Source organism: Microvirga ossetica, from assembly GCF_002741015.1.
In the GTDB taxonomy this organism is placed as follows: Bacteria; Pseudomonadota; Alphaproteobacteria; order Rhizobiales; family Beijerinckiaceae; genus Microvirga; species Microvirga ossetica.
The window spans coordinates 1,171,047-1,197,199 of record NZ_CP016617.1; the positions used below are offsets into that span (position 1 = coordinate 1,171,047).

Annotated in this window: 21 protein-coding genes and 4 pseudogenes; 7 read left to right on the forward strand and 18 right to left on the reverse strand. The window is 60.9% G+C overall.

Annotation, left to right across the window (positions count from 1 at the left end):
• Window positions 1-42: 42 nt before the first annotated feature.
• Window positions 43-1,185 carry a sensor histidine kinase gene (locus tag BB934_RS33675; protein WP_099514145.1) on the reverse strand — a complete coding sequence of 381 codons (1,143 nt, stop codon included), beginning with the start codon at window positions 1,183-1,185 and terminating at the stop codon, window positions 43-45.
• 101 nt (window positions 1,186-1,286) lie between these two features.
• On the opposite strand from BB934_RS33675, the gene BB934_RS51175 reads away from it, so the two are divergent.
• Entirely contained in the window at window positions 1,287-1,793 is a 507-nt protein-coding gene (locus BB934_RS51175) for a GNAT family N-acetyltransferase (protein WP_162299251.1), read from the forward strand.
• A 1,111-nt stretch (window positions 1,794-2,904) separates the two neighbouring features.
• Here the strand turns inward: BB934_RS51175 and BB934_RS33685 are convergent.
• The gene (locus BB934_RS33685) at window positions 2,905-3,090 is read right to left on the reverse strand and encodes a hypothetical protein (RefSeq protein ID WP_099514146.1); all 186 of its coding nucleotides are present in this window, start codon (window positions 3,088-3,090) and stop codon (window positions 2,905-2,907) included.
• 279 nt (window positions 3,091-3,369) lie between these two features.
• Between BB934_RS33685 and BB934_RS33695 the strand changes: the two are divergent.
• A pseudogene (locus BB934_RS33695) lies at window positions 3,370-3,585 on the forward strand (RNase H family protein); the annotation flags it as partial.
• 144 nt (window positions 3,586-3,729) lie between these two features.
• Here the strand turns inward: BB934_RS33695 and BB934_RS48460 are convergent.
• Window positions 3,730-4,245, reverse strand: coding sequence for a hypothetical protein (locus tag BB934_RS48460; protein ID WP_162299235.1), 516 nt, complete (start codon window positions 4,243-4,245; stop codon window positions 3,730-3,732).
• Between the two features lie 721 nt (window positions 4,246-4,966).
• Here BB934_RS48460 and BB934_RS33700 point away from each other — a divergent pair.
• A pseudogene (locus tag BB934_RS33700) lies at window positions 4,967-5,642 on the forward strand (IS6 family transposase).
• Between the two features lie 128 nt (window positions 5,643-5,770).
• On the forward strand, window positions 5,771-6,820 hold the full coding sequence (locus tag BB934_RS33705) for an IS110 family RNA-guided transposase (RefSeq protein ID WP_099514147.1): 1,050 nt from the start codon (window positions 5,771-5,773) through the stop codon (window positions 6,818-6,820).
• 294 nt (window positions 6,821-7,114) lie between these two features.
• On the opposite strand, the pseudogene BB934_RS33710 reads toward BB934_RS33705, so the two are convergent.
• From BB934_RS33710 to BB934_RS33730, 4 genes and pseudogenes are all read right to left on the reverse strand, one after another.
• Window positions 7,115-7,795, reverse strand: a pseudogene (locus tag BB934_RS33710) (chromate transporter); the annotation flags it as partial.
• Window position 7,796: 1 nt separating this feature from the next.
• Window positions 7,797-8,621, reverse strand: a pseudogene (locus BB934_RS33715) (chromate resistance protein ChrB domain-containing protein).
• 344 nt (window positions 8,622-8,965) lie between these two features.
• On the reverse strand, window positions 8,966-10,303 hold the full coding sequence (locus BB934_RS33720) for an ISNCY family transposase (protein WP_099508213.1): 1,338 nt from the start codon (window positions 10,301-10,303) through the stop codon (window positions 8,966-8,968).
• 1,405 nt (window positions 10,304-11,708) lie between these two features.
• Complete coding sequence (locus tag BB934_RS33730; RefSeq protein ID WP_099514150.1) at window positions 11,709-11,969, reverse strand: hypothetical protein; 261 nt, start codon at window positions 11,967-11,969, stop codon at window positions 11,709-11,711.
• A 426-nt stretch (window positions 11,970-12,395) separates the two neighbouring features.
• Between BB934_RS33730 and BB934_RS33735 the strand changes: the two genes are divergently transcribed.
• Window positions 12,396-14,795, forward strand: coding sequence for a type IA DNA topoisomerase (locus tag BB934_RS33735; RefSeq protein ID WP_237050435.1), 2,400 nt, complete (start codon window positions 12,396-12,398; stop codon window positions 14,793-14,795).
• Window positions 14,796-14,881: 86 nt separating this feature from the next.
• Here the strand turns inward: BB934_RS33735 and BB934_RS33740 are convergent, their stop codons facing one another.
• The 7 genes from BB934_RS33740 to BB934_RS33770 all read right to left on the reverse strand — a co-directional run bounded on the left by BB934_RS33740 (window position 14,882) and on the right by BB934_RS33770 (window position 20,635).
• Complete coding sequence (locus BB934_RS33740) at window positions 14,882-15,229, reverse strand: cupin domain-containing protein (protein ID WP_099514152.1); 348 nt, start codon at window positions 15,227-15,229, stop codon at window positions 14,882-14,884.
• A gap of 190 nt (window positions 15,230-15,419) precedes the next feature.
• Window positions 15,420-15,806: a hypothetical protein gene (locus BB934_RS33745; RefSeq protein WP_157934480.1), complete on the reverse strand. Its 387-nt coding sequence runs from the start codon at window positions 15,804-15,806 to the stop codon at window positions 15,420-15,422.
• Window positions 15,807-15,890: 84 nt separating this feature from the next.
• Window positions 15,891-17,258, reverse strand: coding sequence for a cytochrome P450 (locus tag BB934_RS33750; protein WP_237050436.1), 1,368 nt, complete (start codon window positions 17,256-17,258; stop codon window positions 15,891-15,893).
• 1,037 nt (window positions 17,259-18,295) lie between these two features.
• On the reverse strand, window positions 18,296-18,721 hold the full coding sequence (locus BB934_RS33760) for a cupin domain-containing protein (protein ID WP_099514155.1): 426 nt from the start codon (window positions 18,719-18,721) through the stop codon (window positions 18,296-18,298).
• A gap of 299 nt (window positions 18,722-19,020) precedes the next feature.
• Window positions 19,021-19,779, reverse strand: a complete 759-nt coding sequence (locus BB934_RS33765; RefSeq protein WP_418294773.1) for a sensor histidine kinase — start codon at window positions 19,777-19,779, stop codon at window positions 19,021-19,023.
• Window positions 19,757-20,176, reverse strand: coding sequence for a hypothetical protein (locus BB934_RS51180; RefSeq protein WP_418294774.1), 420 nt, complete (start codon window positions 20,174-20,176; stop codon window positions 19,757-19,759). Before BB934_RS51180 ends, BB934_RS33765 begins: the two co-directional genes overlap by 23 nt.
• A gap of 81 nt (window positions 20,177-20,257) precedes the next feature.
• Window positions 20,258-20,635 carry a response regulator gene (locus tag BB934_RS33770; RefSeq protein ID WP_099509086.1) on the reverse strand — a complete coding sequence of 126 codons (378 nt, stop codon included), beginning with the start codon at window positions 20,633-20,635 and terminating at the stop codon, window positions 20,258-20,260.
• A gap of 363 nt (window positions 20,636-20,998) precedes the next feature.
• Here BB934_RS33770 and BB934_RS33775 point away from each other — a divergent pair, with 363 nt between their 5' ends.
• The gene (locus BB934_RS33775; RefSeq protein ID WP_237050214.1) at window positions 20,999-21,289 is read left to right on the forward strand and encodes a hypothetical protein; all 291 of its coding nucleotides are present in this window, start codon (window positions 20,999-21,001) and stop codon (window positions 21,287-21,289) included.
• 707 nt (window positions 21,290-21,996) lie between these two features.
• Here the strand turns inward: BB934_RS33775 and BB934_RS33780 are convergent.
• From BB934_RS33780 to BB934_RS33790, 3 genes are all read right to left on the reverse strand, one after another.
• On the reverse strand, window positions 21,997-22,470 hold the full coding sequence (locus BB934_RS33780) for a GFA family protein (RefSeq protein ID WP_472436439.1): 474 nt from the start codon (window positions 22,468-22,470) through the stop codon (window positions 21,997-21,999).
• Between the two features lie 235 nt (window positions 22,471-22,705).
• Window positions 22,706-23,647: an NAD(P)H-dependent flavin oxidoreductase gene (locus tag BB934_RS33785; RefSeq protein WP_335645645.1), complete on the reverse strand. Its 942-nt coding sequence runs from the start codon at window positions 23,645-23,647 to the stop codon at window positions 22,706-22,708.
• A 199-nt stretch (window positions 23,648-23,846) separates the two neighbouring features.
• Window positions 23,847-24,155, reverse strand: a complete 309-nt coding sequence (locus BB934_RS33790) for a 5'-methylthioadenosine/S-adenosylhomocysteine nucleosidase family protein (protein WP_099514156.1) — start codon at window positions 24,153-24,155, stop codon at window positions 23,847-23,849.
• A 134-nt stretch (window positions 24,156-24,289) separates the two neighbouring features.
• On the opposite strand from BB934_RS33790, the gene BB934_RS33795 reads away from it, so the two are divergent.
• On the forward strand, window positions 24,290-25,486 hold the full coding sequence (locus BB934_RS33795; protein ID WP_099514157.1) for an IS256 family transposase: 1,197 nt from the start codon (window positions 24,290-24,292) through the stop codon (window positions 25,484-25,486).
• Here BB934_RS33795 and BB934_RS33800 read toward each other — a convergent pair.
• A complete protein-coding gene (locus BB934_RS33800; RefSeq protein ID WP_099514158.1) occupies window positions 25,414-25,932 on the reverse strand; it encodes a 5'-methylthioadenosine/S-adenosylhomocysteine nucleosidase family protein in 519 nt (172 codons plus the stop codon). The two genes, BB934_RS33795 and BB934_RS33800, sit on opposite strands and share 73 nt — an antisense overlap.
• Window positions 25,933-26,153 lie beyond the last annotated feature (221 nt).

A 26,153-nucleotide genomic window follows, 5' to 3' on the forward strand; every position in this document is an offset into this window, starting at 1 on the left:
CTTGGGATAAGGTCAGCCCAGTGCCAAAAGCGGTCGTTCGCCTTAGCTCACCAGTGGAGCGTCGACTGAGCATACGACGCCTGTATCGGAAAACTCAATCCGCACCTCGCCCGCAAGTTCTTGAGCCAGGCTGCGCTCAATGAGCCGCGTGCCGAAGCCCCGGCGAACGGGCCGCTGGACGGGGGGCCCTTCCACCTCCTCCCACATCAGATGCAGGCGCTGTGGAGCCTCCGTGCCATCCAGTGCCCAGTGTACCCGGATCTGTCCAGTTCCGTTGGAAAGGGCCCCGTATTTCACGGCATTTGTCACCAGTTCCTGGAGCGCCATTGCAAGCGGCAGGGCCATGCGCGGCGGCACCTGTACGCTCGGGCCCTGCACATGGATCCGGTTTTCGCCGCGGCTGCGGTACGGCTCGACAGCTTGTGCGACAATGTCGTGAAGCGCCACATGCGCCCAGCTTCGGTCGGTCAGAACATTGTGAACCTGCGACAGCGCGATGAGCCGGCTCTCGATGGCATCCGAGGCATGGTCCAATGAGGGTGCGTTCCGCAGTGTCTGTGAGGCGATGGACTGCACCGTCGTCAGCGTGTTTTTCACCCGGTGATTGAGCTCGCCGATTAGAAGATCTTTTTCCCTTACGGCCGCTCGCAGCTCATCCACGACCCGCAGGCGCTCGATAGCAGCCCCGAGAAGATTAGCGTAGCTACGGAGGAACTCGATGTCCGATTGCGTGAAGATCCGGGGCCTGCGGCTGTCCACCTGAAGGACACCAAAGGGTGGACGCCCCTTGCTGCTTAGCACCAGCACATTCACGAACGCCTTGACCCCATGCTCCTTCATGAAGTCGTGGTACTCGAAGCGATCCTCCTCAGCGATGTTCGCCGAGATGACCGCCCCCTCCTTGAGGGTCAGCCCCTCCGGTGAGTTCTCGGCCGCCGTGACACTTACCTCGCCGATGATTCCTGATCTCCATCCGACGCCCGCACGGACCGTGAAGGTACGACCGTCAGGCAGGAGTTCCATAAGCTTGGCAAGGTCGGTTTCGAGCGCCCGGCCGATGAGCTCGCAGGCCCTATTCAGGATGTCATCGATGGCCTCGGTCTTGAGCGCGAAGTCCCCAAACTCTGCCAAGACCCGCTGCTGCTCTAGCAACTCCTCTTGGTCGGCGTCGTTTCGGTGGGTCATCCTGTTGAGCTTCGCAATGGCAAGAGGATATTCAATTCTCCAAAGGTTCTAGGGTTCCGGATGCCTGATGCGTTCCACGAGAGCATTACATCCCGCTGTCCGTGGGCCCTTGGACCAGGAATCCCAAGGCCAGTATCGGCTATTGGCGCCTTTTCAGAGATCCGCCGCGCTTCTGCTCTGATCATCCAGACGGGACCATTGAGGTCGGAAACTGGTTCGGCGTCGATTACCAGGGCAAGGGCTATGCGTCGGAAGCACTTCGAGCGACGTTGGATCAGATCGCGACTGACCCTGATCTCGCCCACCGCTCATCTTTGCTGAATGTCGACCCGACAATGCGGCCTCAATCAGGCTTTTGGCCAAGACCGGCTTTCACGCGACAGGCCGTCCAGGCCCTCGCCCTAACCGGATCGAATTTGCCCTCCGGCAAGGACAGGTTTCGGTGGAGCGCGTGCATTGCCAGAGCGAGCCTGCAAGACTCAGGTCGTCAGCCAGAGCTGCGGGGACACAACAACCGTCTCGATCGCGGCAAGCAGAAAGCCTCTCATGGTTCTGTCTCCGGCCCTAGGAATGAGGCCGCAGCACAGTCGTCTGCGGTTCGTTACTAAATCGAACAGGACGCCGGATTGGAGCAGTCGGTGTTGCTGCCGCTGGGTTCGAGCAAACACACCATAGAGAAGAGGCTGATCTCGGCCACCAGTTCAGCCCCGGTCTGGAACCAGAATGGCGCACTCTCCCGCGGCAGCCCGACCGCCACGAGCGAGAGGAGAAAAGCAATGGCTGCACCCCACACCAAGATCAAAACCGCCCTTGGAATGGGACGCAGATCTTTAGCCCTGTTCAGAGATTGCCGTTGTCAAAATACCAGCGGCAATCAATGAGGGATCGATCAATGGAAAAGCCCGGGCTGCGGAGCGAATGGCGGGATCCCGTCGCGTCTCCGACCGCACCGTTAAGCCAGTTTAGGGTGGGACGCAATCTGATCCAATGTGGAACGTAAGCGCCTTGGATGCAGATCACCGGAACGCTCAACATCGCTGGGCATTGCCTCAAACCACGACCCACTTGTTTAGGGATGACAACAAGTATGTTCGACAATCTGCCCTCAGCGTTGCTTGCACTCTTCCTCGCCTTCTGTGTCCTTTGGCTGATCTGGCAGGTGCTCCGGCGGCTCCGATCATCTCGCAGAAAGAGGCAAGAGCCCTACAGTGAAGTGCAGCCCGAGCCTCGCACGAGCCACATTGAGTCAGCCCCGCCACAGGCGGCAAGCACAATCTCCACCATTCCAGATGCGGCTGATGTTCTCGCCCTTAAAGCAGCCATCGACAATCTGGCACGGCAGGTTGCTGCCTTGGAGAAACGTCTGGCATCCGGACAAACCGATCCTCAGCCAGCTTCGGCTTCACCGAGCATGAGGACCATTGAGCCGAGATCTGAGCTACCTGCTGTGGCGCCAGACCATCGGATCTGAGGCAGGTTTGGCCGCTTGGCTGTAATTCTGGCCTGGAACACAGACTTGGTCACCGGCTCGGCCTCAACGTCTGAGGAGCGTTCGGTTTTTGCTCAGACCAGGAGGGTCACGACCGCCGTCGGCTGTAACCCCTCTGGTGCTGGCGGTTGGTCCGCAGCATCAACAGATTGCGCTCGTTCTGATACAGATCGCCGTTTCCAAGCTGATTCACAGGCAAAGCTTGTTCAATCCGCGGCCCTTGAGGAGCCTCAGGCTGGCAGGAGGTCAGCTTCACGCACAATGCGCTGAACCGGTCCGCTTGCGGCTTTGATGCGGTAGAGCGGCTCGCCATCCGGTCCACTCGGAAGCTGGCGCAAGATCTCGTAGATCCCGGCATTCTCGAGAAGCTTCTCGCGCGGCCGCACAAGCTGGCCGATCTGGAATCTGTGGTCCATGACACTTCCTCCTGCTCCGCGGGCGTGGTTCTGCTCAGGCAGTCCGCCCATTGATTAAACAACCGTATGGCTGTGCTCAACGTTCCCAATCCGGAGGGACAGTGCCTTGGATCGGCCGCAGGCACTGTTGCGCCCCTCCGGCTTCACGATGCCGGAGATGATCGAGTTGAACCGCAAGGTGCAATTGCTGCCTAACGGGATGGCAAAGGCATTGGCTTTGTCACGGGAACTTGAACCCAGCGCAACCAGGGCCGAACCACAACCAACAACAAGATGGAGATGACGGCAGCCATCAAGGCGCTTGAAGCTGTCCCTCAGGAACTCCCCATTGTGATCCACAGCGACAGCCAGTACGTGATCAAGGGTGCGACGGAGTGGCTCCGTGGGTGGAAGGCCATGGATTGGCGCAAGGCTGACGGTAAGTCGGTCATGAATCAGGATCTTTGGATGCAGATGGATGCCCTGATAGCTGGCCGAGAGATGAACTGGATATGGGCGAAGGATCACGCCGGTCATCCTGAGAATGAGCGGGTGGATGGACTGGCAAATGGTGAGGCGCGGAAAGTGGTTGGTTGGTCGCGGCCCCTCCCGGAAGTTCTCGTCGCCGTCCGAGAGGGGTTATCGTCACTGACCCACGCGCTACACCGACAGAAAATCCAGGTCACGGGTAGCCACTTCGAACGTGAGCCGGTACTCGCTTACGCCACTCACCGGGAATCCGGTGTCAAGTGGAGCGTCGTCTATCTCATCGAAATCAATAGCATCATTCAAGACGGTCAATGCAATGTACTCAATAAACTCCTGCCCAGTGGACGTAGTCTCAACCTCAAAGTCGAACGCAAACACGCCCGTTTCGGAAGTCGGCTCGAATAGGGTCCCGAGTGCTGCGACGAGTTCCTGCTGGGGCAGGTTCTCAAGCCCATACTGGATGTCGCCAACAGCATCCTCAACTGCGGTAATCAGCACCTTGGGTGGGAGGAAATGCAGCTTATCATTGATAGCAAGCCGTCCAATCATCGCGAAGGTTGAGCCCCCAGCATAGAGACTGGCTTCAGGATCATAACTGGCATCGAGCTTAATAAGTGATTTGACCAAGGATGCGTCCGCTTTCGCCTGTCCTCGGGTGTAGGCTTCCCCAACATCGTTGGATGCCACATCGTGCTTGTAGAAGAGGTAGTCTAGGCGGTCTAGCGGGTCCTCAGACTCAGATCCTAATTTCGTAAGACGGGTTTGACTGAGCGGCCTCCCCGAAGACGTCGTGAGAAGCTACCCTCCAAATTCGCCAGCAGAATAACCTCCACCCCCGTAGTTTCCATAGGTTGGAAGTTCCAAGGCACCCTCCGTGCCTATCGGCAAGACCTCGCCTGTCGCTGGGTCGACAGGAAACGTTCGCTCCCAGTTGATGTAAGCCATCAGGCCCTCTCATGAAAAGTATCACGTGCACTACTGGGACAGCACAACGGAGCAATATGGCTCGACCATGTCAGCTTGAGCGGAGGAACATCCCTCTCCGGACGGGTGAGCTTCTATGATCTGTGATCAGGATTCTAACCTTAGCTGTTTCACAGTAGTGCTGTCGGGTGCGTAGCGTATCACCCGGTGCGGTGTGCTCAGACACCCCAGCGCCCTGGCGGATGTTGCCGACGCAAAGAGCGGTGCCGCGGCGACGGCTGATAAACTAAGAGTTGTCGTCGATCTGCGACTCATGAGCTCTGTCATGATTTCCTTCAACAGATGGCTTATGCAACATCAGCACAGGGAGATGCTATGCGGGCAGCAAGTCGATGATGCGCATGACTGCAACCGTGCTGCCGGTATTTTTGCGGGGTTGTCACGTTAACCTGGACATGAGATCGAGCGGTGTAGATGGTCCGGCATGAGCAAACCCGTCAGCTACAGCTACAAACGCCATCGCTTTCCGCCTCAGATTATTGCCCATGCGGTCTGGTTGTATTTCCGGTTTCCTCTGAGCCTGCGGCTGGTCGAGGAGATGCTGCTCGAGCGCGGCATCGTCGTGTCCTACGAGACCGTCCGGCGATGGGCGCTGAAGTTCGGGCCGGCTTACACCCGCCGCCTCAGGCGCAAGGCACCGAGCCGCCACGACATCTGGCAAGAAACACTGGCTGTGGCGAGCCGTTGATCAGGATGGATACGTGCTCGATGAGGTCGTGCAGACGCGCCGCGATACCAAGGCCGCCAAGCGCTTGCTGAAGCGTCTCTTGCGGAAGCAGGGCTGCCCTCCACGACGGATGATCACCGACAAGCTCGGCTCATACGCTGCTGCACAGCGTCAGATCATGCCAGAAGTCGAACACCGCTCGCAGAAGAGGCTTAACAACCGAGCGGAAAATTCGCATCTGCCGTTCCGTCGACGAGAGCGGGTGATGCAAGGCTTTCGGTCGCCCAGGCACCTGCAGCGGTTCATCAGTGTCTTCTCGGCCATCCGCAATCTCTTCGTTTTACCACGCTCCCACCGCTCTGCCCTAGCCATGCGTCTGCACCGCCTCAATACCATGGCGGAATGGAAATCTGTGGCCAACATTGCTGCTTGAGCCTCTCCGGCGACCAAATCGGACCTCAGTGCGCGTGGTCGCAGTTAACGTGATGTCGTGGATGGCGCCCTCCACCAGCGTCGACGTGCCAGAATGGGCATGTTGAAGAACCGGAGAGGATCACTTCCATGTCTGAGATTGCCACGATCGGCCTTGATATCGCAAAGAACGTCTTCCAGCTGCACGCGGTGGACAGGAGTGGAAAGATCGTCCTGCGCAAGGCGCTGCGGCGCAGCCAGGTGCAGGGGTTCTTCAGCAGGCTGCCGCCTTGCCTGATCGGGATGGAGGCCTGCGCGACGGCTCATCACTGGGCTCGGACGCTCATGGCTTTCGGGCATGACGTCCGTCTGATCCCGCCCGCCTACGTCAAACCCTATCTGCGCCGGCAGAAGAATGATGCCGCGGACGCGGCGGCGATCTGTGAGGCCGTCGCGCGGCCGTCGATGCGCTTCGTCCCGGTCAAAAGTCCACAGCAGCAAAGCACTCTCATGCTACACAGAGCCCGCGATCTCCTGATCGGGCAGCGAACTGCCCTGATCAATGCCTTGCGCGGTCACTTTGCAGAGTTGGGCATCGTGGTGGCGCAAGGCGCTCGCAACACGCGCCAGCTGATCGCCTTCCTCCACGAGGAGGCCAATCCAGACTTCCCCGCGGCAGCTCGAACTGCGCTTCAGCCTTTGGCCACGATGCTGCTCGGGATCGAGACGCAGATTGCCAAGCTCGATAAGGCCATTCTGGCGGCCCATCGCAGCGATCCGGTCAGCATGAGACTGGCCGCCATCCCCGGCATTGGTCCGATTGTCGCTTCCTGTCTCGCGGCCAGCGTCCCGGACGCCAGCCTGTTCCAGGGCAGCCGGGAGTTCGCAGCCTATCTCGGCCTCGTGCCGCGGCAGCACTCAACCGGCGGTAAGGCGAGGCTGGGCTCCATCTCCAAGATGGGCAACCGGCACTTGCGCAAGCTGCTGGTCGTCGGTGCGCACGCTGCGCTCTACAGCATGAAGTCTGGCAAGACCAGGACGGCTATGGCTGACTGGGCCCGGTCTCTGCTGGCCAAGAAGCCGTTCAAGGTGGTCGCCGTCGCCTTGGCCAACAAGATGGCCCGGATCGCCTGGGCGGTGATGGCCAGGAGCACGACTTACGAGCCCGGGAGCAAGGGAGTTGCAGCGTCGGCGGCATAGGCGACCAGTTCAAACGATCTGCCCATAGGGCATCCCAGTTGGCACGGTGACGATGAGATGATGTGAAGCCAAAGCGGATATGGACCGCCGGATCTGGCAAACCCGTGACGTTGTCTTGCGTCAGTCGAGCGCGATAATGTGAGAGGGACCAGCTTCCAGCGTAAAACATCAGGGCCGGCGGTCATGAAGCACCGCGTTCAAAGGCCGGAGACATGACTGCACCCGCCCCGCTAGGCCTAAACGTCAACAACAATCACATTGCCAAACGGGCGCCATCCAGACATGACAGCGCCGCGCCGGCAATTCCTCACCGAGCAAGGTGTCCGCATCCGCGACCTGCTTGCCACCCTTGGCGGCGGCGTGCCCTCCCCCGACCTGGAAAGCCGGCATCCCGGCACGTCCGCCAAAGAAGCCGACTATGCCGGCTGTCAGGACGATGACCGGGAATGGCACGCCGCAGAAGAAGATCGCCACGAAGGCCGCAGCCGCCAGGGTGATCATGGTTCTGTTCTTGAGGGACTTCGACCCGATCCGCACCACCGCCTGAAGGACCACCGCGAGCACGGCGGCCTTGAGGCCGAAGAACAGGGCCGAGACGAGGCCGACCTTTCCGAACAGGGCGTACACGATGCTCAGCGCCATGATCGAGACGACGCCGGGCAGGACAAACAGCACGCCCGCGATGAGACCGCCGAGCGTGCGGTGCATGAGCCAGCCGATGTAGGTGGCAAGCTGCTGCGCCTCGGGTCCGGGCAGGAGCATGCAGTAGTTCAGGGCATGCAGGAAGCGGTTCTCGCCGATCCAGCGTTTCTCCTCGACGATGATGCGGTGCATGACCGCGATCTGGCCGGCGGGACCGCCGAAGCTGAGCATCGCGACGCGTGCCCAGACCCGGAAGGCCTCCCGCAAGCCGACGCCGTGCGAGGCCGCCTCACGATGCTGCCGCAGCCGTGAGACCGTTGACGCATCCGCCATGTCAGGCTCCCTGCTTCCTGACGGGCCAGTTGTGGGTCTCGTCGGTGGCATCGCGGCACCAGCGGTAGAACGCGTCGTACAGCGCCATGCCGGCCTCGAGCTGCTCGAGATCGTCGGCATACATGCGCGACAGCCCGAGCGAGGCCGCCAGCAGGCCCGGCGCCTCGGGGGCGAGATCGGGACGCGCCGTGTCGGCGCCACGCACGATCGTGGCGAGCCGCAGCAGGGGCTCCGTCGCGAGGCCGAATTCCTCGACCATGGTGTCGAAGGTGCACCGCTCGCTGCGATGGCTCCAGAACACGTCCTCGCCTTCGATGTCGAATGGGGCAGCGCCGAAGCGTTGCGCGACGCCGGGAACCTCGGACGGTATCACGAACAGGAACACGGCCCGCGGATCGACGAAGCGCCGGATGAGCCAGGGGCAGGCGATGCGGTCGACCTTCGGGCGGGCACGGGTCACCCAGACGGTCCGTCCTTCGCCGTCCCGGGGCGGCAGCACGGCCTCGGGTACCATCGGCAGGCGGGACTGCGCCCAGGCCAAAGCCCCGCCATCGAGGGAGTCCGCGGGAATGCCCTCGTGCCGGAGCCAGGCGGCCACGCCCTGGCTGAGCTTGAGACCTTTTTGACAGATGACGATCGCGGACTGCCCAGCGAAATCCCCGGTCCATTCGGAAACCCGTTACCACGGGCGGCGGATGGCGCCGGGGATCAGGCGCGGGTCGGCAGCGAAGTCCTCGTCGGTCTGGACATCGATGAGGACCGGGCACCGGGGCGTGCCGATCAGGCGGGCGAGCTTGTCGATGGAGATGGTGTTGATCGACGACATGACGATGCGTCCTTGCTGAAGGTGAGCTGGACGCGATGCTTGGGCATGTCGCCTCATGAGGGGATCGCAGCCCCCATGGCGCAAGTAGGAACCTGTCGCCGGATTTTGTCAACGCTTCGATCTGTCAGCCAGAGGGACGGCAGGGGCCTAGACTAGTTTCCGTCCATAAACGTGCGCATTTCGGAGCATTTACAATAGGTTGTGCCGAGTTTGAGCGGCTTTGACGAGGATAGGCAGGGTGAAGAGCGCTGAGTGTCGACAAAAATGGTGTCGTGGGCGCGGTTAGGCGCACGTCCCGAGGGCCGACTGTGGCCGGCGTGACGCAATCGCGATGCCTGCTCGGTTCAGGTCGCTTTGAGGCGGGTGAAGAGAACGAGGTTATAGGCCACGACCGAGGACCAGACATAAGCCTTGAAATGATCGAGGCCGCGCCAGGTACAACGCGCCAAGCCGTAGGCGCGTTTGAGGCATGAGATGCCGGCTTCGATGCCGGCGCGGAAGTTGCGCAGCTTGCGATAAACCCACTTGCTTCTGACCATGTCCTCGATCCTGAGGCCGGCTTTCTTGTGGAAGGCCATGTCGCAGACGCCCCACGCCTTCGCTGTGGCCAGGTTGTTGCGCGTGGCGAAGCCGCCATCGGCTGCCGCCTGCCGCGGCGCTTGGCCATAGAAGGCGACGTGGCGCGCCAGCATCGGCAGCAAGCGGTCGCTGTCGGCCGGGTTGCCGGCTTCGATCACCAGATCGAGGATCATGCCACTCCTGCCGGTGGTCAGGTTGAGTTTGTGACCATACTCAGTGTCGCGACTGCCTTTGACGATGATATCAGCATGCTCTTCGAACAGGCTCACCACCTTCTCGTCGGCGGGGACCGGCTCGCCGGCCAACACCCGCCGCTCGCTCTGCCTGATGATGCGTTCGACCAACGCCCGATAGTGACGAACCTGGACCTGCCACAGGGCGATGAGCGGCGTGCTTGCCACGGCCAAACGCTCGCTCGCCTGCTCCAGATCGGCCAAGGTCGCGCGCGTGATGGCGATCAGCTCGCGGTAGAGCCGGACCCGATTGGGTCGACCGCGCGTGAACTGGATCTTGTGAGCGCGCTTCTTGGCTGCGCGGCAATGATTGCGCCATGAGCCGGCGCCGCCGACCAAGGAATCGGCCCGCTTCAGAAGGCGCACCATGATCCGCACAGCATCCCACAGCAGGCTGCTGTCGCTCGGCTCGTGCATGAGCGCCGAGGTCACCGTGCTGTCCAGCCGAACCGCCGCACCGTCTTCGAGCTTCGCCTGCCGAGCGACCGACAGCAGGGCCCGATTGATCTGCTCCCAGGTCTCGGGCCGGATCGCGCTGATCGTCTTCTGCAGCACCGACTTCTGCGGGCTCCACGACCACGGCAGTCGGGCAAAGGCGCGAAATGAAGCGGAGTCCTCGAGGTGGAAGGCCAGCTCCTGGTAGCTCAGTTGCCGGTACTGCTTGAGGATCGCGCAGCGCAATACGGCTTCGGCTGGCAGACCTTGCCGTCCGGTCGCCTTGATGCCGCCCCGACACAGGTCTCGCGCCACCACGGCAAACAGATCGCAATGCTCATCCAGCCATTGCGACATCGCCTTCAACTCGCAGCCGATCTCGTGCGTGGCGAAAAGATCGAATATGCTGGCTTGGACGGTGCGTTCTTGGCGCATTGTCGGCTCCGGCGGGGGCAGGGCTTTGGACTCAGTGGCATGATCCAAGATACCTGAAACCGCCGGGCCTTGCTCGCGCAAAGATATGATTCACGTAATGAAATCAAACGTTTGCCGTTTGTGGACGGAAACTAGACTAGCTCCATGGACCGCTTCATCGACTGCTCCGAGCAGCGCAAAGGTCTGAAAAGGGTCAGGAACCGAGATTCCCTGCGTTTTCGAAACGTCCGGTTCGATAAGGATTGCGGCCTTCGAGCTTAGGTCTCAGGCGTGCCACTTCACGACGTTCATCTATACGCGGGTTACCCAGACGTTTCGCTCATGGAGTCTCTCGGACTACGGCCAACCAATTTATGATTGACACAGGCTCAAGGGCTTATCGCGCAGCGGCAAACCTGTCCGGCTGCTTGGATCTGGTAAACCCAAGTTCGCTCGAGATCGAGCGGGCGCAAGCCACGCTTGCCGAAGCAAGCGCCTGCATTCGTTCCTTTGGCATGAAACCCCAAGAGGTGACCGTCTGGGCGGTTGGCAACATTTCCCCCGGGTCGATCTTCCCAGCGCCTTGCAAGGATTCCCGCAGTGCGGTCGGAATTCCCGGAACTGGAATCAACAGGATCAAATCCAGCCGTCCTTGCACTATGGAATTCTTTCAAGAGTACGCGCGGCTGGCTTTCGATTACCGCGTTGCGTCTGGCACACAATGGCAGGCTTGGCTGTTCGATTGATGTCGATCATACGGCGCCGTGCGTCTTGCGATTTTCGCGCCTGCCTCCGAATCCTGGCATACACCGAAAACTGCTTCTCCGTGACCAAGGACGGAATGGATAGCGATATCCCATTGATGGAATGTTGGCTCACGGCCCATCGGAGAGGATCGAACTGCAAGGTCCCGAAGGCCTGGCTATGGCTCTGAGGGCACCTACGAAGGGTCCAGGTCATTATTACCAACCTTGTCAGAGAGCACGAATGCTATGAAACGATAAACCCGGGAGCCGAGTCCTACGTTGGGGTGTTCCGCCTCAGAAGTGCTCATGTAGCGGCGGGGACGTCTAGGAAGTGGTTGATCCCGGGCTTATCTCCCTCCCGGCGGGGATTGGATTCCCGGGACCTTTTGGCAACACGGGCAAGGTTCGGTCCTGCCACACATTCACTTCCGTGCAATATTATAACTATTTTCACGGGAGCCTTAGGGATTCGGGATAGTTCCCATCGGACGGGTACAGCATTCCCTTGTTGTATGAATGTTGTATCCGCCGCAGCAAATGCTCAGCCCCTATACGGCGAGAACCCACTAAGGCGCTGATTCACAAGGAAAAAGTCTGGAGCGGACGATGGGAATCGAACCCACGACATTCAGCTTGGGAAGCTGATGTTCGCGTAGACGAGTCCCATAGGCAGGGCTTACTTACCGCGGCTGTTCCTTCGCCCTTCCCGTGTTCATTTTGCCCGTCCGGTGGGCGACCTCAACGGCGACCTCTGACCAGAACCGGCAGCCCGCTTCGCTTCCTCGGTTGAGACAGTACTCTGCCTGCTCCCGCGCTCGCTCGTAAGCAGCCCTCCCCTCATACGCAATCAGAGAGATAGCCTCGTACTCGATCACTGTCAGGTCGGAAGCGGGAGGCCGCCGGCGGAACAACTGTCGGATGCGATGAAGGAGTTTGAGCATGAGACAATCCTCGTTCCCGACGGCAAGTCAAGCAAGCGAGAATCCTGTCGCGTTCACTTCAGACAACCATGCGACGGCTACAATTGTTGAATGCAGGAAGGCCCACCCCGGCCTGCGCCAGAGCGGGCCTGTTCAAGGGATGACCCGCAGTGGAGTCTAGAACACCGCGGGATCAGAGCCCCGGCAGCTGTTTTTCCCCTGGTTTCCCAAGGTACAGTGGGTCGCTAGCTCCGCCCGCGCTCTTATATGGCGGTTGCCCCCTTTGCTGAAAAGAGTGCTGGCGGGCCATTTCTCTGGAGTACCGCAGTCATTGACCGACCTCAGCCCTGAAGGTAGAGTTCTCTTTTCGTTCCGATCAAGCTGCCCCGGGTCATGACCGCTCACTCAGCATCGCGCACGCTGTTCTTCTTTGAGAAGCCCTCGGCCATGCGTCAGCTGAAGCGCTTCTTCAAATCGCCCAGCACGATCTGTGTTTCGGCCGAGGGGCACCTCCTGGCAGCGGAGGAGCCCGGCACCGTGCGGGACGAATGGAAGTCGTGGCGGTTTGACACCCTCCCGATCGTGCTCGAGCGTATTCCGGTCACCTATGGCACCAGCCGCTCCGGCCAGTCGCACAAGCCAAAGGTCGAGGCGATTAAGCAGGCGCTTCAGGGTGTGGAGCGGGTGATCATCGCCACCGATCCGGGCCGGGAAGGTTCGATGATCGCTTGGGAGGTGCTCGAGCATCTCGGGTACAGAGGTCGTGTGGACCGTCTCAAACTGGGTGCCCTCGACGAGATCTCGATCCGCCGCGCCTTTGCGGTGATGGCCAAGGAGCCGGATTCCGGCGAGCGGGACTATGCGGCTTACCTTGAGGCCCTGTGCCGCCAATATGAAGACTACCACCTAGGGCTCAACGGCACCCGCGCCATCTCCCTGCGGCTGCGCCCGCCTGCGTTCCGGGAGCCCTGGCGCTTTGGCGGGGTTCAAACCCCAACGCTTGCGATCCTGGCTGATCTCGAACAGCGCATCCGCGAGTTCGTCCCGCAGGACTATTCCAAGATTGCCCTGTTGGTCACGACAGAGACTGGCGCCGAACTCACTCTCTGGCACGCACCGAAGGACAAGATCCTCGACAAACAGGTTGCCGAGACCATTCAGCAAGCAGCCGCCGACTGGTCAGGTCCGCTGGGCGTCGAGCAGAAGGATGTGCGCCGATCGCCCCCTCGCCTGTTCTCGAAAGACACCCTCGCTCGCCGCTGCGCCAAGCGGTTCGGCTGGGATCCGCAGCACACGGCCAAACTCGCCCAGGACCTCTATGATCAGGGCTACCTGACGTATCCCCGCACCGAGTCCGAGCATCTGCCCGAGAGTCAGACAGGCGATGCCAGCACGGTCATTGAGAGCGTCGTCGGGATCCTGACGGATCTTGCAAGTCTCGTACCAGCCACGGGTGACCTCGTGTTCCGCAAGGGCAGCAAGGGCCACTACGTCAAGGATCCGGGCGAGCACCACGCCATCGTGCCACTGCGCAAGGTGCCTCAGCCGGGGAGCGCCAGCGGAGATCATCTCTGTCTCTGGGAGCTTGTGGCCAAGAGCTTCCTGGCGGCCCACCTGCCCGACGGCATCGATGCTCGCACCACGGTCGCTGTGCAGGTCCCGACACCATTTGGTCCTAAGCGCTTTTCGATCAGCGGCAGCGTGATCAAGTCGCCGGGCTGGCGCGCCGTCTATGGGGCCGAGGCCGACGAGGAGACCGAGGCTGTTCCGGGCAAAGCCAAGCCGGACGAAGAGCCCACCACCGGACGCCTGCCGCTCGTCCGTGACAATGAGCCTGGGAAAGCAGCCGATGCCCGGATTGAGACAGCCAAGACCGAGCCGCCACGCCGGATCACCCGTGGTGAACTGCCTGTCGTCATGGGCCGCCTCGTTGATCAGGTGGAAGACCCGGCACTCAAGGCAGCCTTAGAGAACCCGGCAAACCCGAATGAACCCAAAGGCCTCGGGACGGCGGCAACCCGCGACACGATCCTGCCGAAGCTCCAGAAGAGCCAGTATGTTGACCTGTTGAAGGGCAAGGATCCGCCGATCCAGGTCACGGAAGTCGGGCTTGCATTCATTGCAGCCGTTCGCCGCGTTTTTCCCAGCTATGGAGATCCTGTAGGGCGAGCGATGTTCGAGGCCGATCTCGCCGAGATTGGTCGCGCCGCTACACGGAGTGAGGCCGGTCGACGGGCCGCATCGTATCAGGAGCGGACGCGTGCCCGCGTGCAGGAATTGATCGGAGCGATCGCGCAGTCGCAGACTGTTGCTGTTGATCCTACGACAGTTGCTGTGAGTTTTGCGCCGACTGGGAAGCCACCAACCAAGGCGATGATTGCCTTTGCCGCGTCCCTTGCGGCACGCAAGGGACTAAAGCTGCCTCGAGGCTTGAAGAGCAATACCGCCATCTGCCGGGCGTTCCTGGACCAGCATGCGCCAGCACGATCATCGGAGTCGGGAGAACAGAGGCCTCAGAATGGCCCTCGCTCTCCAAGTGAAGCGATGGTGCGCTATGCACGAGCATTGGCTGAAGAATACGGTGTAGAGTGCCCACCAGAGATCGCGACAGACTTTGCAGCCTGCAGGGCTTTTCTCGACGAAGATGCCTCACGTCATGCGATGAAAGCAGAGGACGGAAGTAAAACCACAATCCGCAAGAACCGTTCACCTGCGGTTGCGAGCGATAGTCCTCGCAAGAGTCGTACTGAAACTCCCGCAAACAAGCGATTAATAGCAGCCAAGGGTGGATCGACCCGAGGCCGTGCACGAGCGCGTCCTGCGAGTCCTACCCGGCCATCACGATAAGCGTCGCCCCACACGTCTGCCCAAGAGATCGAAAGAGTGCGTGATCCTGGTGTCAATGAGGGTGTCAAGCTGCTTTACGCCTTGAGCTACTCACTGCGGGGCAACAAGCCATAGTGAACTGCAAGCCAGATCGTCGGCTTCGTCGCGTCTGTCCATTCCACCCGGTGGCGTCTCCCCGCCGGAATCAGCAGGTAATCCCCTCTGTTCAGCTCTCTGGGAGCAGGTTCGCCCTCGAACAGAAGGCCAGCGGATCCAGAGAGCAACAGCACCCACTCGGACCACTCCTGGTCGTACCAGAACCCGGGCGGACTTGCGTGTCCTGTAGAGACAATGCGCTCGATCCTGATGCCTTCCGCGGCAACAAGCTCCGTGAATTCCTCGTCCGCCGCATCGCGGCGGACGCGTTCAAGGATGTTTCCGACCGCAGTCATCATCGCCGATAAATCCGTCCTTGCCCTGGAGGCGCTTCATTCACTTGTCTCATTGGCGCGGTTGAATTCACGCCGCTCACCTTCCCATCAAATCTGACGGGGAGAGCCAAGAGGCATGGTCGGAGTGCCACGTCATCTGCCGGGTGGGGAACCGAGATTCCGTCCACGCACACCTTGATCTGACACCATGGACCTATCGATCGGATTCAAACTCCTCTCCTCCTCCTTCACGGCTCTCGAGAGGCTCACTCGTTTCCATGATGAAATTGTAGTTGGCCGCGAAGACGTACAACACGTCGTTCCCGAACAGCGAGAACGTCACCGTTCCGCTGCTGTCGATGTTCACAGCATCCGCCTCAAGTTGGAGAGCTTCCCCGGAGACAAAGTTGACGGTCCAACCCTTAACTTCGACTGCGGCCCGGGATCCCCGCTTAGTCGCGCCTTTCTTGGCGGCTCCCCGTTTCAAAGCACCTCTTTCCGCACTCCTTCCCCGAGTGGCTGCTCGTTTGCCGGTGCCTTTCTTGGAAGCTCCCCGCTCCGTCGTGCGGGCTCGGCTGACTGACTTGGTGGCTCTTGCCATGACTTCCTCCTCTCAACTGATATCTGCTCTTTGACGTAGCGAGTTATCCGACGACGGAAAGCTCATAATCCCGGCAGGCGAGGCCTATCGGCGATGCAGGTGGAACAGCGGCGCGTGATCGGGCTGGGTGGTCACCACTGCGATGGGCAAGACCGGTCGACTTGTAACCAGCTCGATCCGGAACGAGCGCATGAGTTCGGCCAGCACGAGGGTGGCCTCGGTGAGAGCGAAGTGAGCGCCAATGCACACGCGAGGCCCGACACCAAAGGGCAGGTAGGCAAAGCGCTCGATCGCCGAGGCGCCGGGTAGAAAGCGTTCCGGGACGAACGCATCCGGCTCGTGCCAGTGTGTCCGATGCCGGTGCAGCACCCAAGGCGAGATGATGGCGAGATCACCCGGCTTCATCGCAACACCCGCGACTTCGTCCGACTGGCGGGCCGCCCGGACGATCACATAGGCAGGCGGATAGAGGCGCATGACCTCATCCAGCACCGCCCGCGTGTAGGTCAGCTTGCTGAGCTGTGGCTCCGCCCCGCTGTCCGATAGCACCGCCGCGGCCTCGTGGGCGATCCGCTCCTGCACCTCCGGCAGGTGGGCCAGCAGGTACACCGACCAGCACAACGCCACTGCCGTGGTCTCGTGCCCAGCCAGGATCATGGTGGCGATCTGGTCCCGCAACTGGCTCGGCGAGAACCCCTCCCCGCTCTCCGGATCTCGCGCCGCCATCAGCAGGTCGAGCAGATCGCGGGGACCACTCGCATGGGTTTTGGCCGTCAGCCGCTCAGCCATAATCTGTTCAATCAGCCGGATCCAGCCCCGCCGGAACCAGGCCCGTGCCAGATCGTAAGGCGTGGGAATGCCGATGGGCACAACGAAATCAAGCAGGTGAGGTCGGCCGAGCCCCTGGCCATAGTGCATGATCTGGCGTCGGAGCGCTGAGCCGTACTGTCTCGTCTCGAGGGAGAACATGGTGCGGCCGGCAATCTCAAGCGCCAGGTGCTGGATCATCGGAAAGAGATCCACCTGCTGCTGCTCGCCAGCGGCAAGGCGGGTGACCATCTCGTGCGTGGCTGAGCGGATATGCGGAATGAGAAGCTCGACCGACCGCGGCGTGAAGGCTGGCGCCAGGGTCCGCCGCTGATGCCGCCAGACAGGTCCCTCGCTGGTGAACAGCCCCTCGCCGAGCAACGGCTTGAGGATCCGGAGGGTGGCGCGGGTTCGGCCATAGGCCTCCGGGTGATCCACGAGAACATGGCGGATCGCCTCCGGGGCATTGAACAGCACCGAGGAGCGGCCGAAGAAGCGGCGAACGACGACCTCCTCCTCGTAGGCTCGCTGCGACCAGACCCGGAGGTTGTTGGTGCGCATCAGCGTTGCGAGTTGCCGCGGCGAGAGATTCTCCGGGGCGGGATCCGGATGTGGCGGGATGAAGGTCCGAATGCTCTCAGGCATGACGGAGGTCTGCATCACTTATGTTTAGCACGTTCAGCCCCTGAAGCAGAGAGGCTGGGCGACCGCTAAGGACGGAGGGTGCAATCCGCACGAACGCGCGGACTTAAACCTTCGCCTCGTAGGATCGGGAGGTGCTGCAGATCGGCGGAAGCGCCAGCGGGAAGGATCAGGCGCCGAGGAACGAGTTCAGGATCAGGAAACAGCCTCGGCAACTTGGATGCGAAAGCTGATCGTGGATTTCGGGGCTGATTCTTTGTGACCTGCCAAGCTCGCTGGAAGAATCGGGTATCATCCGAAGAAGGATGGAGCGCTCGATCCTTCGAGGCGGTGTTTGGAGAGGGAATTTTCGGCCGTTCGGCGCGAGCCGGTTGGTACCGGGTCTGGTCGGAAACTCGGGGAAAGGCCCGAAAAGGCCTTGGGCCTATGGTAGCGGAGGCCCGATTCACGCGCTCCCCACACATGCCCAGACCCTTGTTTTCCTCGATTCCTGAGTCCGTCGAAGGACAGGTCTGATTGAGACGCGAGCCAAGGGACCAATCTCCCCCTGATCCAACCTTCCGCAGCCTGTGTCCGTTGACCGTGCCCGGCCTTTATTGGAACCAGTGGAACCGTCAGCCGTCGTTCTCATTTTGTTCCAAATTAACTATGGGACGGCGATGGTGAAACGACTAAGCGACTTTCCATGGGTCGTTGTCCGGATTGGTTGTCCCTTTTGCCCTAAACGGAGGGGTCAGTACCGGCTCGCTCGACTGCCCGAGGAAGTCCCTCCCGTGGGAGCGGCCTCCGAACCAGTACGATCCCAAGTGCGAGGTTCGGTTCAGTGAATTGGAGGCTACCAGCCTCCCTCCCCCGGACCTCCCTCCGATGCTGCGAAAGCTGACGGTGATCCTGGGCGGGAAGAGATAAGGCCCAGATCCAGCCTCTGCTCGACCGCTCTCCCAAAATCCTCCGTGCCACCAAGCTTGGCCTCTAAAGCAACAGATCTAAGATTGGACCGACTCTTCCGCATGATGCGCAGCAGATGCTCGAAACGCGGATCAAGCTCTTTGAGGCTCAAGCGCAATCTCGGTTGACAAAGGGAGAGGCGGATTTGCGCTGTCGGGAAACTCCACCGTCGTAAAGACGAATTCACTATCTCCGATATTTTCCAGGTCGTGGACCTTGAACTGTCCTGGTCCGTAGATGAGATGGCACGTCTGGCCCGCCGCATAGATGGCCTCGACCACCGAGCCGTCCTGTTGGTTCGAGCGAGCTTTGCCGGGCGTTGTGGCGACCCAGAAATAGTCCAGCACGTGGCGATGGAAGCCGAGGCGCTCTGAGGGCTTCAGGCGCACTTCCCAAACCCGCACCCGGCTGTCTTGTGACAGGAGGCGCGTCCCTATACAGGGATTGAACTGGTTCCTTGTGAATTCGTCCTGGAGTGCGGCTGACCACTTTGCGCTTGGTTCAAGAACCTTTGGCATTCGGGCCTCCATCGTGAGCACCGTAACCAATTCCTGGGATCAGGAGCGACCCATGACCCAACCTCCATTATAGCGAAGGAACCGCAGATCAGCCCAGCCCAGAAGCCGTGACCTCCAATTTCCAGTCCGACGTTTAAGAGGGAGGATATCACTTTGCCTGCGCATCACGCTGCATTGATAATCCTGCTCCAACCGGGAGGAGGGATTCGTACAGTCTATATTCTATATCAGCCAGCTTATCCGTCTTCAGTCGCCTCATGGCCAACGCGAGTGACAGACTTATCATGAGAGCCGGGCACCTAATAGTCTGGGACTAACCGGTGCTCGATCAGAGGGGCATCCATCTGAAATCGCAGACCGGCCCGGCCGTACCGAACCTCGACCTTGCCATTACATTGCATGGGCAGAACCCGCTGAAGCAGAGTCGAGCCAAACCCACAATGCTGCGGCTCGCTCACTGGAGGCCCGCCGTGCTCTTGCCATTCCAGATGGAGCTTTCGGACGCCCTCGACCGCAACGACATCCCACCGGATTTCGACATAGCCATCAGGAGCAGATAGAGCCCCGTACTGAATGGCGTTCGTGGTCAGTTCGTGGAGCGCCATGCCGACCGGCACGGCCAGATCCGCCGATAGCTCAACAGGCGGACCAAACAGCATGAAGCGGGGCACTCGGCTTTCAGCAAACGGCTTGAGTTCGTTGAGAACGATCTCCCTCAGCGGCGCGGTTTGCCAGTAGTCCTCGGTCAACAGGTTGTGGGTCTTCGCCAGGGACGAGATGCGTTTGGAGAACGAGCGATAGAACTCGTCGAAGCTGCCAGTAGACCGGCCTGTGGCTCCGACGAGGGCCTGAACCGTCGCCAGGGTGTTCTTCACCCGATGGTGAAGCTCGCGGACCAGCAAAGACTGGCGCTGCTCGACCTTGTGGCTCGCCTCCAATCGCTCATCCCGCTCGGCAATGGCACGGCGCAACTCGAACTGTGACATCACCTGTCGCGCGAGCATGGTGAGGGTGGATGCCTGCTCCTCTGTGAGGTCACGCGGTACATGATCGAGCACACACAGGGCTCCCAAGGGAACCCCATCGGGGGCTTCTCAGCACCGCCCCGGCATAGGAGCGCAGGCGCGGCTCCGCTGTCGCAAGAGGGTTGCTAGCAAACCGATGGTCCTCGATCAGGTCCGGAACCACGGTTAGCCCAGGCTCAAGCATGGCGCTGAGGCAAATCGAGCGGTCGAGCGGCGTCTCGCGCAGCCCAAGCCCCACTTCGGCCTTGAACCATTGCCTGCGCTCGTCGATGAGGCTGATGAGTGCAATGGGGGTCTGACAGCACTGAGCGGCAAGCTGTACCAGATCGTCGAATGCGGGCTCTGGCGGCGTGTCGAGAACCCGGTAGCTGCGCAACGTTGCGAGCCGGTCGCGCTCTGTCCAGGTGGGATGCCGTTGATCGTTCAACACGAGCCCGTCCGCTGGGATCACTCGTGAGAACGTGCTTGATTCGGGTAGGTTCAAGTGAAGTGGCTGATGTCCCCAAGCAATTTAGACGTCGCCGACCAGAAGCTGCTGGCAGGCTCGAACCAGGACGGCAAATGGGACCGGCTTTTCGATCCAAGTCACATGATGAAACTCTGACAGAAGCTGGCGGTCCTCATGATGCCCCGAATAGATCAGGAACGGCACTTCACGGCGGCTAAGCTCCAGAGCAACCTCGCGGCAGGGGCCATCCTTCAGCGCCGCGTCCAGAATGGCTGTGTCGGGCGTCTCGGTCTGGAGCCAGTCCAGGGCAGCGGCACAGGTGGTAAAGGGGCCAGCCACTTCATAGCCCGCATCCTGCAAATCATCCTGGAGAGTGAGCGCGATCAGGGCTTCGTCCTCCAAGACGAGGACAAGCGGTCTGCCGTTGGCCTGCTTGGTCATCCGATCAGCCTTCGCCCATCCAGCTTGAATCTATCCTGAACAGGCGTGCTTGACGATTCCTTGTGTTAAGTTAGCCGCCCTCCCCAAACCTCCCGCCGACGATGCGGAAGCTCACCATCCTCCAGGGAGGAAGGGCTGAGCACCAAGGTACAGTCCACTGGACCTTCCCCTCGCGCTACGATGCGGAGGCTTACAATCATCCAGAACGGAAGGCGGGACGACCGAGATCCTGAGCCGGACCACTGACCCGTAACCGTCCGCGCCCGAGTGCGCCGTTCAGGAGCATTTCATAGCGCTGGTGCGTTACCCGCTTCGGCAATCATTGGTGGAAGGAACTGCATCGTGACGACGTTTGCCACAAAGATGAGAGGATGGCTGCCGACAGGCTTGGCTGCGCTGGTCCTCGGCGGAGCCACGCTCGCGACGGTCGTTCCGGCCCAGGCGCAGTACTACGGTCCTGGCTATCGCTACGGCCCGCCTGTGGAGCGCCGAATCGTGAGACCCTACTATGGCAGGCCCTACTATAGGAGGCCGTACTATGGCCGACCCTACTACGGTCGGCGATACTACGCGCCGGGGTGCCGGGTGGTGGTCACGCGGCGCATTAATCGCTTCGGGGAACCGGTGGTCATCAGACGGCGCATCTGTGGCTAATCGGCTGCTCGGGTTACGAGCCCCGTCAACCGTGCCATCACTGAGGCCGTTCCATTATCCTGGTCAGGATGATTCTGTCGCAGCCGCTGGGACTGCCGCCTGAGACACCATGGAACCTTCCCCTGTCCTTCGGCGATGACAGCGATTCCATTGTTCTTGCGGCTGAGGGATCAGCCATGCCCTTAGCGGGCGCTCCAGTTTCGGCGAAGCTGTTTACATAGGTTCAGAAAAGTGGGAATCTGCCCGCCGCGATGGTGGTGGCCTGAATGCTGTGCGGTGAGGTTTCGAGGCGAGGTGTCCCATGACGCACAGATTTCAGGTTGGACAGACGGTCCTCCCAGCCCATCCCAGGCGAGCAAATCCTGATACCTACGTGATTGTCCAAGCACTGCCTGACACATCGCACGGACCTCAGTACCGGATCAGGGCGCTATCGAGCGCAGCCGAGTGCGTCGTTGATGAGACGCAAATTAAGAAGGTGCGAGCAGAGCCACGGCATCCCGCAAAGGTCACGCGCGAAAATAAGAGCGAGTCTATGTCTCATCTCGTCTGGTGTTAGCGGTCTTCGGTCGCGAGGTGATTGATAGCTTGCCTACTGACCGCGCGTGACACCAGCAAATCCTGCTGACGCAATGATGCCTTGACCCTGCGACCACCCAATGCCGCGTCTGATCGCACGATGTTACAGGCGAAGAGATCTGGCCCGATCACAGAGGCCGACTGCTGACGATCTGTGGCTGATCGAATACGACTGGTTCGAGAGGAGTGCCATCATTCCGCATCGCGTGCTCGCTGAAGCAAGCAACGTTGGGCGGCAAGATCGTCTCGTGTCTCGCCACATCAATGAAGATGTGCTTCGAGTTCTCCGGCTTGATGTCAAACCAGTTGGGATCATCGAAAGTACCGGCGAAGACACCGCAGACATCGGCGAATCTTTCGAACGTCAGGTAAAGCTTCGTCCCGCACACGGCGCAGAAGTGGATGTGGACGAGCTTGCCGCTACCTCCGGAACAATGATCATAGGCGGCTGAAGAACCTTTTGTAATCTGAAGGTCAGTCTCCCGGAAGATCGGCTCTACCATGTAGGCCGCACCGGTCGCACGCTGGCAGAACTTGCAGTGGTAGATCGTAACGCGAAGCGGGTCGTTCTGGGTCTTGTATCTCACTGCCCGCAGAGGCACCCGCCCTTATGCACCGCCACGGCTCTTCCTTTCAATAGACAGAGCTTTGAGCCTCAGTTGCGGCAGAGCCAGCCCGTCCGACCTGCTACAAAGGAGCGCTCAGCGGCGCTGATCGGCAAGGCTCGCGCCGCTCCGAGAGGCGAGCAGAAGCAGAACAGGGCTGAACCCGCTCGAAAGAGCTAAACAAGTGCGCCGTATAGCCCGATCAGAAGCCCGAGACAGCCAATTTACTTTGCTATGAGGCTGCTAGAGCCGCACAGGATCGGAACACCGAACGCGCCTCGTCGATGATCTCCTGCACGATCTCGGCTGCCCCCTGAACCCGCGTGACCAGTCCAACGCCCTGGCCAGCCCACAACGACAGTGCCTCGATGTCGCCCTTGGCATCCGCGCCCGGTGTCGCGGACCGGTGGCGCACGAATTCACCGCGCGATGGCGAGGTCGCCAGCACTTCTCCCTCGCCGGGCCGGTTGCCAGAGCACGGGCGACTCGCCGCTTCCCATGCCCGAACGGTCGTATTCCGGAGGACCCGGTGGGGAGCATTCGGCCAGCCCACATCAAACACTTGCGTATACACCGTGTCCGTCCCATTCGCCCGAAGCAGAAGCTCGCGGTAGTGGGAGTGGATGGCAGCTTCCTTAGCGGCGAGGTACCGGGTGCCGATCCACGCACCGGATGCGCCGAGAGCGAGCACCGCTGCCAAACCTCGCCCATCTGCGATCCCTCCCGCAGCCAGGACAGGGGTTGGAGCAACCGCATCGACCACGCTGGGGATCAGGCACAGGGAGGACATCTGTCCGCGCACGTGCCCGCCCGCCTCCCAGCCTTGCGCCACGATGATATCCACCCCTGCATCAACGGCTCGGCGAGCATCGGCAGCGTCTGGCGCAGTATGAAAGACCACCGCTCCGGCCCCATGAATGCGGCTGACCAGCGGGGTCGGATCACCCCAGAAGAGGGAGATAATCGGCACACCTTCCTCCAGACAGACCGCCAGTTGCTCCTGCTGATCAAAATCCAGGATCAGATTGACCCCAAACGGGCGCTGCGAGAGCGCCTTCGTCTCGCGGACTTGGCGGCGGATTTCATCGAGATCAACGAACGAGAGGGCCAGCATTCCAAGCCCGCCCGCATTGCTCACGGCGGCGGCAAGCTGAGGGCAACTCGCCTCGCCCATGGAGGCTTGGATGATCGGAACGTCGATGCCTAACTACTCACAGAGATTGGTTCTCATGGTGAACGCTCCTCAGCGATCTCGTCTCAGTCTGTTAAAGCATGCGCCAAAGGCTTTTTGCAGTCACCAAGCCGAACAAGCCGGTACGCACGAGAGCCGACTTTGCTTTTCCTGTGATATCCGCGCCTGCCTGATGCTCCTGTCAGGGCATGATCCTGAGCAGATCCTCGACGCAGAGCGCCGAGTTGTGAGCCACCATAGCCACCATTTCGGCGTAGGACAGATGACTGTCATCCCCTGCCCCATCCGAGATGGTGCGGATGATATAGGCTCCCTTTCCGAAACGGTGGGCGACTTCGAGCACCGCCGTAGACTCCATATCCACGATATCCCCGCCAAGGGCCTTCAAGCGGGCTCGGGCGTCCTGACAGTTGATGAACACGTCCCCTGACAGTACAGAGCCGAGCCGGATGGTCAGCTTGTCGGCCATCCGGTCCCGGAGATGCTCCATCGTTTGCTCAACCTGGGTCGGAACACGTGGCGTCCCGGGACGTGGTGTAGGAGCAGGCTACCGATGAGGTGGTCATCGCCAGTCTTCGGTTAGAGTTCGGGTAGCGACACCTGACCCTGACCCCGGAGACGACGATGACCGACGAGAGAATGGCCCTGATCGAGCTGATCGAAAAGGGGGCCGATGCCGATCTCATCCGCGACATGCTCGCTTTTGCCGCCGAGCGCCTGATGAGCCTGGAGGTGGAGGCCCTGACCGGAGCTCCCGCCGGCGTACGCAGCTCGGAGCGCCTCACTCACCGCAATGGATACCGGGAGCGGGCCTGGGACACCCGCGCCGGCCGGATCGATCTTTCCATCCCCAAGCTGCGCAAGGGCTCCTACTTTCCTGTCTTTCTCGAGCCGCGGCGCACCGCCGAGAAGGCGCTCACGGCCGTGATCCAAGAGGCCTACGTTCATGGCATCTCGACCCGCTCCGTGGACGATCTCGTCAAAGCCATGGGGGCGTCCGGCATCTCGAAGAGCCAGGTCTCGCGCCTGTGCGAGGAGATCGACGAGCGCGTCAACGCCTTCCTCTCGCGCCCGATCGAGGGCGAGTGGCCGTACCTGTGGATCGATGCCACCTATCTGAAGACCCGAGAGGCCGGCCGGATCGTCTCCACGGCCGTAATACTGGCGGTGGGCGTCAATACGGATGGCCGGCGTGAGGTGCTGGGCATTGCCACCGGGGCCTCGGAGGCTGAGCCGTTCTGGACCGCCTTCCTGCGCTCTCTCGCCGACCGCGGCTTGCGCGGCGTGAGCCTGGTGATCGCCGATGATCACAAGGGGCTGCGGGCGGCAGCTTACCGGGTCTTCCATGCTTCGCTCCAGCGCTGCCGGGTTCATTGGATGCGCAACGCCATGGCGCATCTCGCCCCGAAGCAACGCCCAGCCGTGGTGGCCATGCTCAAGACCATCTTTGCCCAGGACACGGCCGAGGCGGCCAGAGAGCAGTGGGCCTCGGTGGCAGACGCCCTGCGCGAGCGCTGCCCCAAGCTCACCGAGCTGACGGACCGCTCGCGCGAGGAGGTGCTGGTCTACATGAGCTTTCCACGTGAGCACTGGGGCCAGATTGCGTCCACCAATCCGCTCGAGCGGCTCAATGGCGAGATCAAGCGGAGGGCGGATGTGGTGGGGATCTTCCCCAATGACCGGGCGGTGATCCGGCTCGTGGGAGCCCTGATGCTGGAGCAGAATGACGAGTGGGCGGTGAGCCGGCGCTACATGTCGCTGGAAAGTCTGAGCGCGTTGAGCGATGATCCCGTCCGCAGGCTGTCGGCCGTGACCGCCTGATCAATCCGGCTCAGCCGAGGACTGGCGCGCTTACACCACGCCACGGGACACGATCGGCAGATCCTGTAAAGGCTGGGCAATACCCGGTAGCGGGAGGTCACCGACTGGGACGCAGGTGAAAACGCCATTGCTGATGAGCCCGTAGTCATGGTGGCTCCCTTGGTGACCAGCACCACGGAGCCAACTTCAAGATCGGTCAGCGCTCCCGCAACGCCAGAGAATATTAGATCATCCCACCCGAAGGTCGTGAACAGGATCGTCGCCAGCGTGGCGGCATTGACCTTTCCAATACCAGACTGGGACAGGACGATAGGTCGGGAGCGGTCCGGGACATTGCCCTTCCAGAACTGAAACCCAGCAAGCGTGGTCGGCTCCCCGTCAAACTCAAATCGGTGGTGAAGAGCGTCTAACTCCTCCGGAGTCGCGCAAAGAATGCCTGTCGTCATCGAAGTTGCCTCCCACCGGCTTGAAGATCAGAACTCACTCACACTCCGGCATCTTTTGCCTAAACTGCCATGCACGAACCTAAGCGAGGAGTGACGACGGAGAATCTACTCTCGGTCGAATCCAGTATATTCTGAGATTTGGGCTGTGCTGGGTGTGGTCATATCTTGCAACGCGAGTTCAGGCTCTACAAGCGGCTCTGTTGCATTAACTCCGGCCGTAT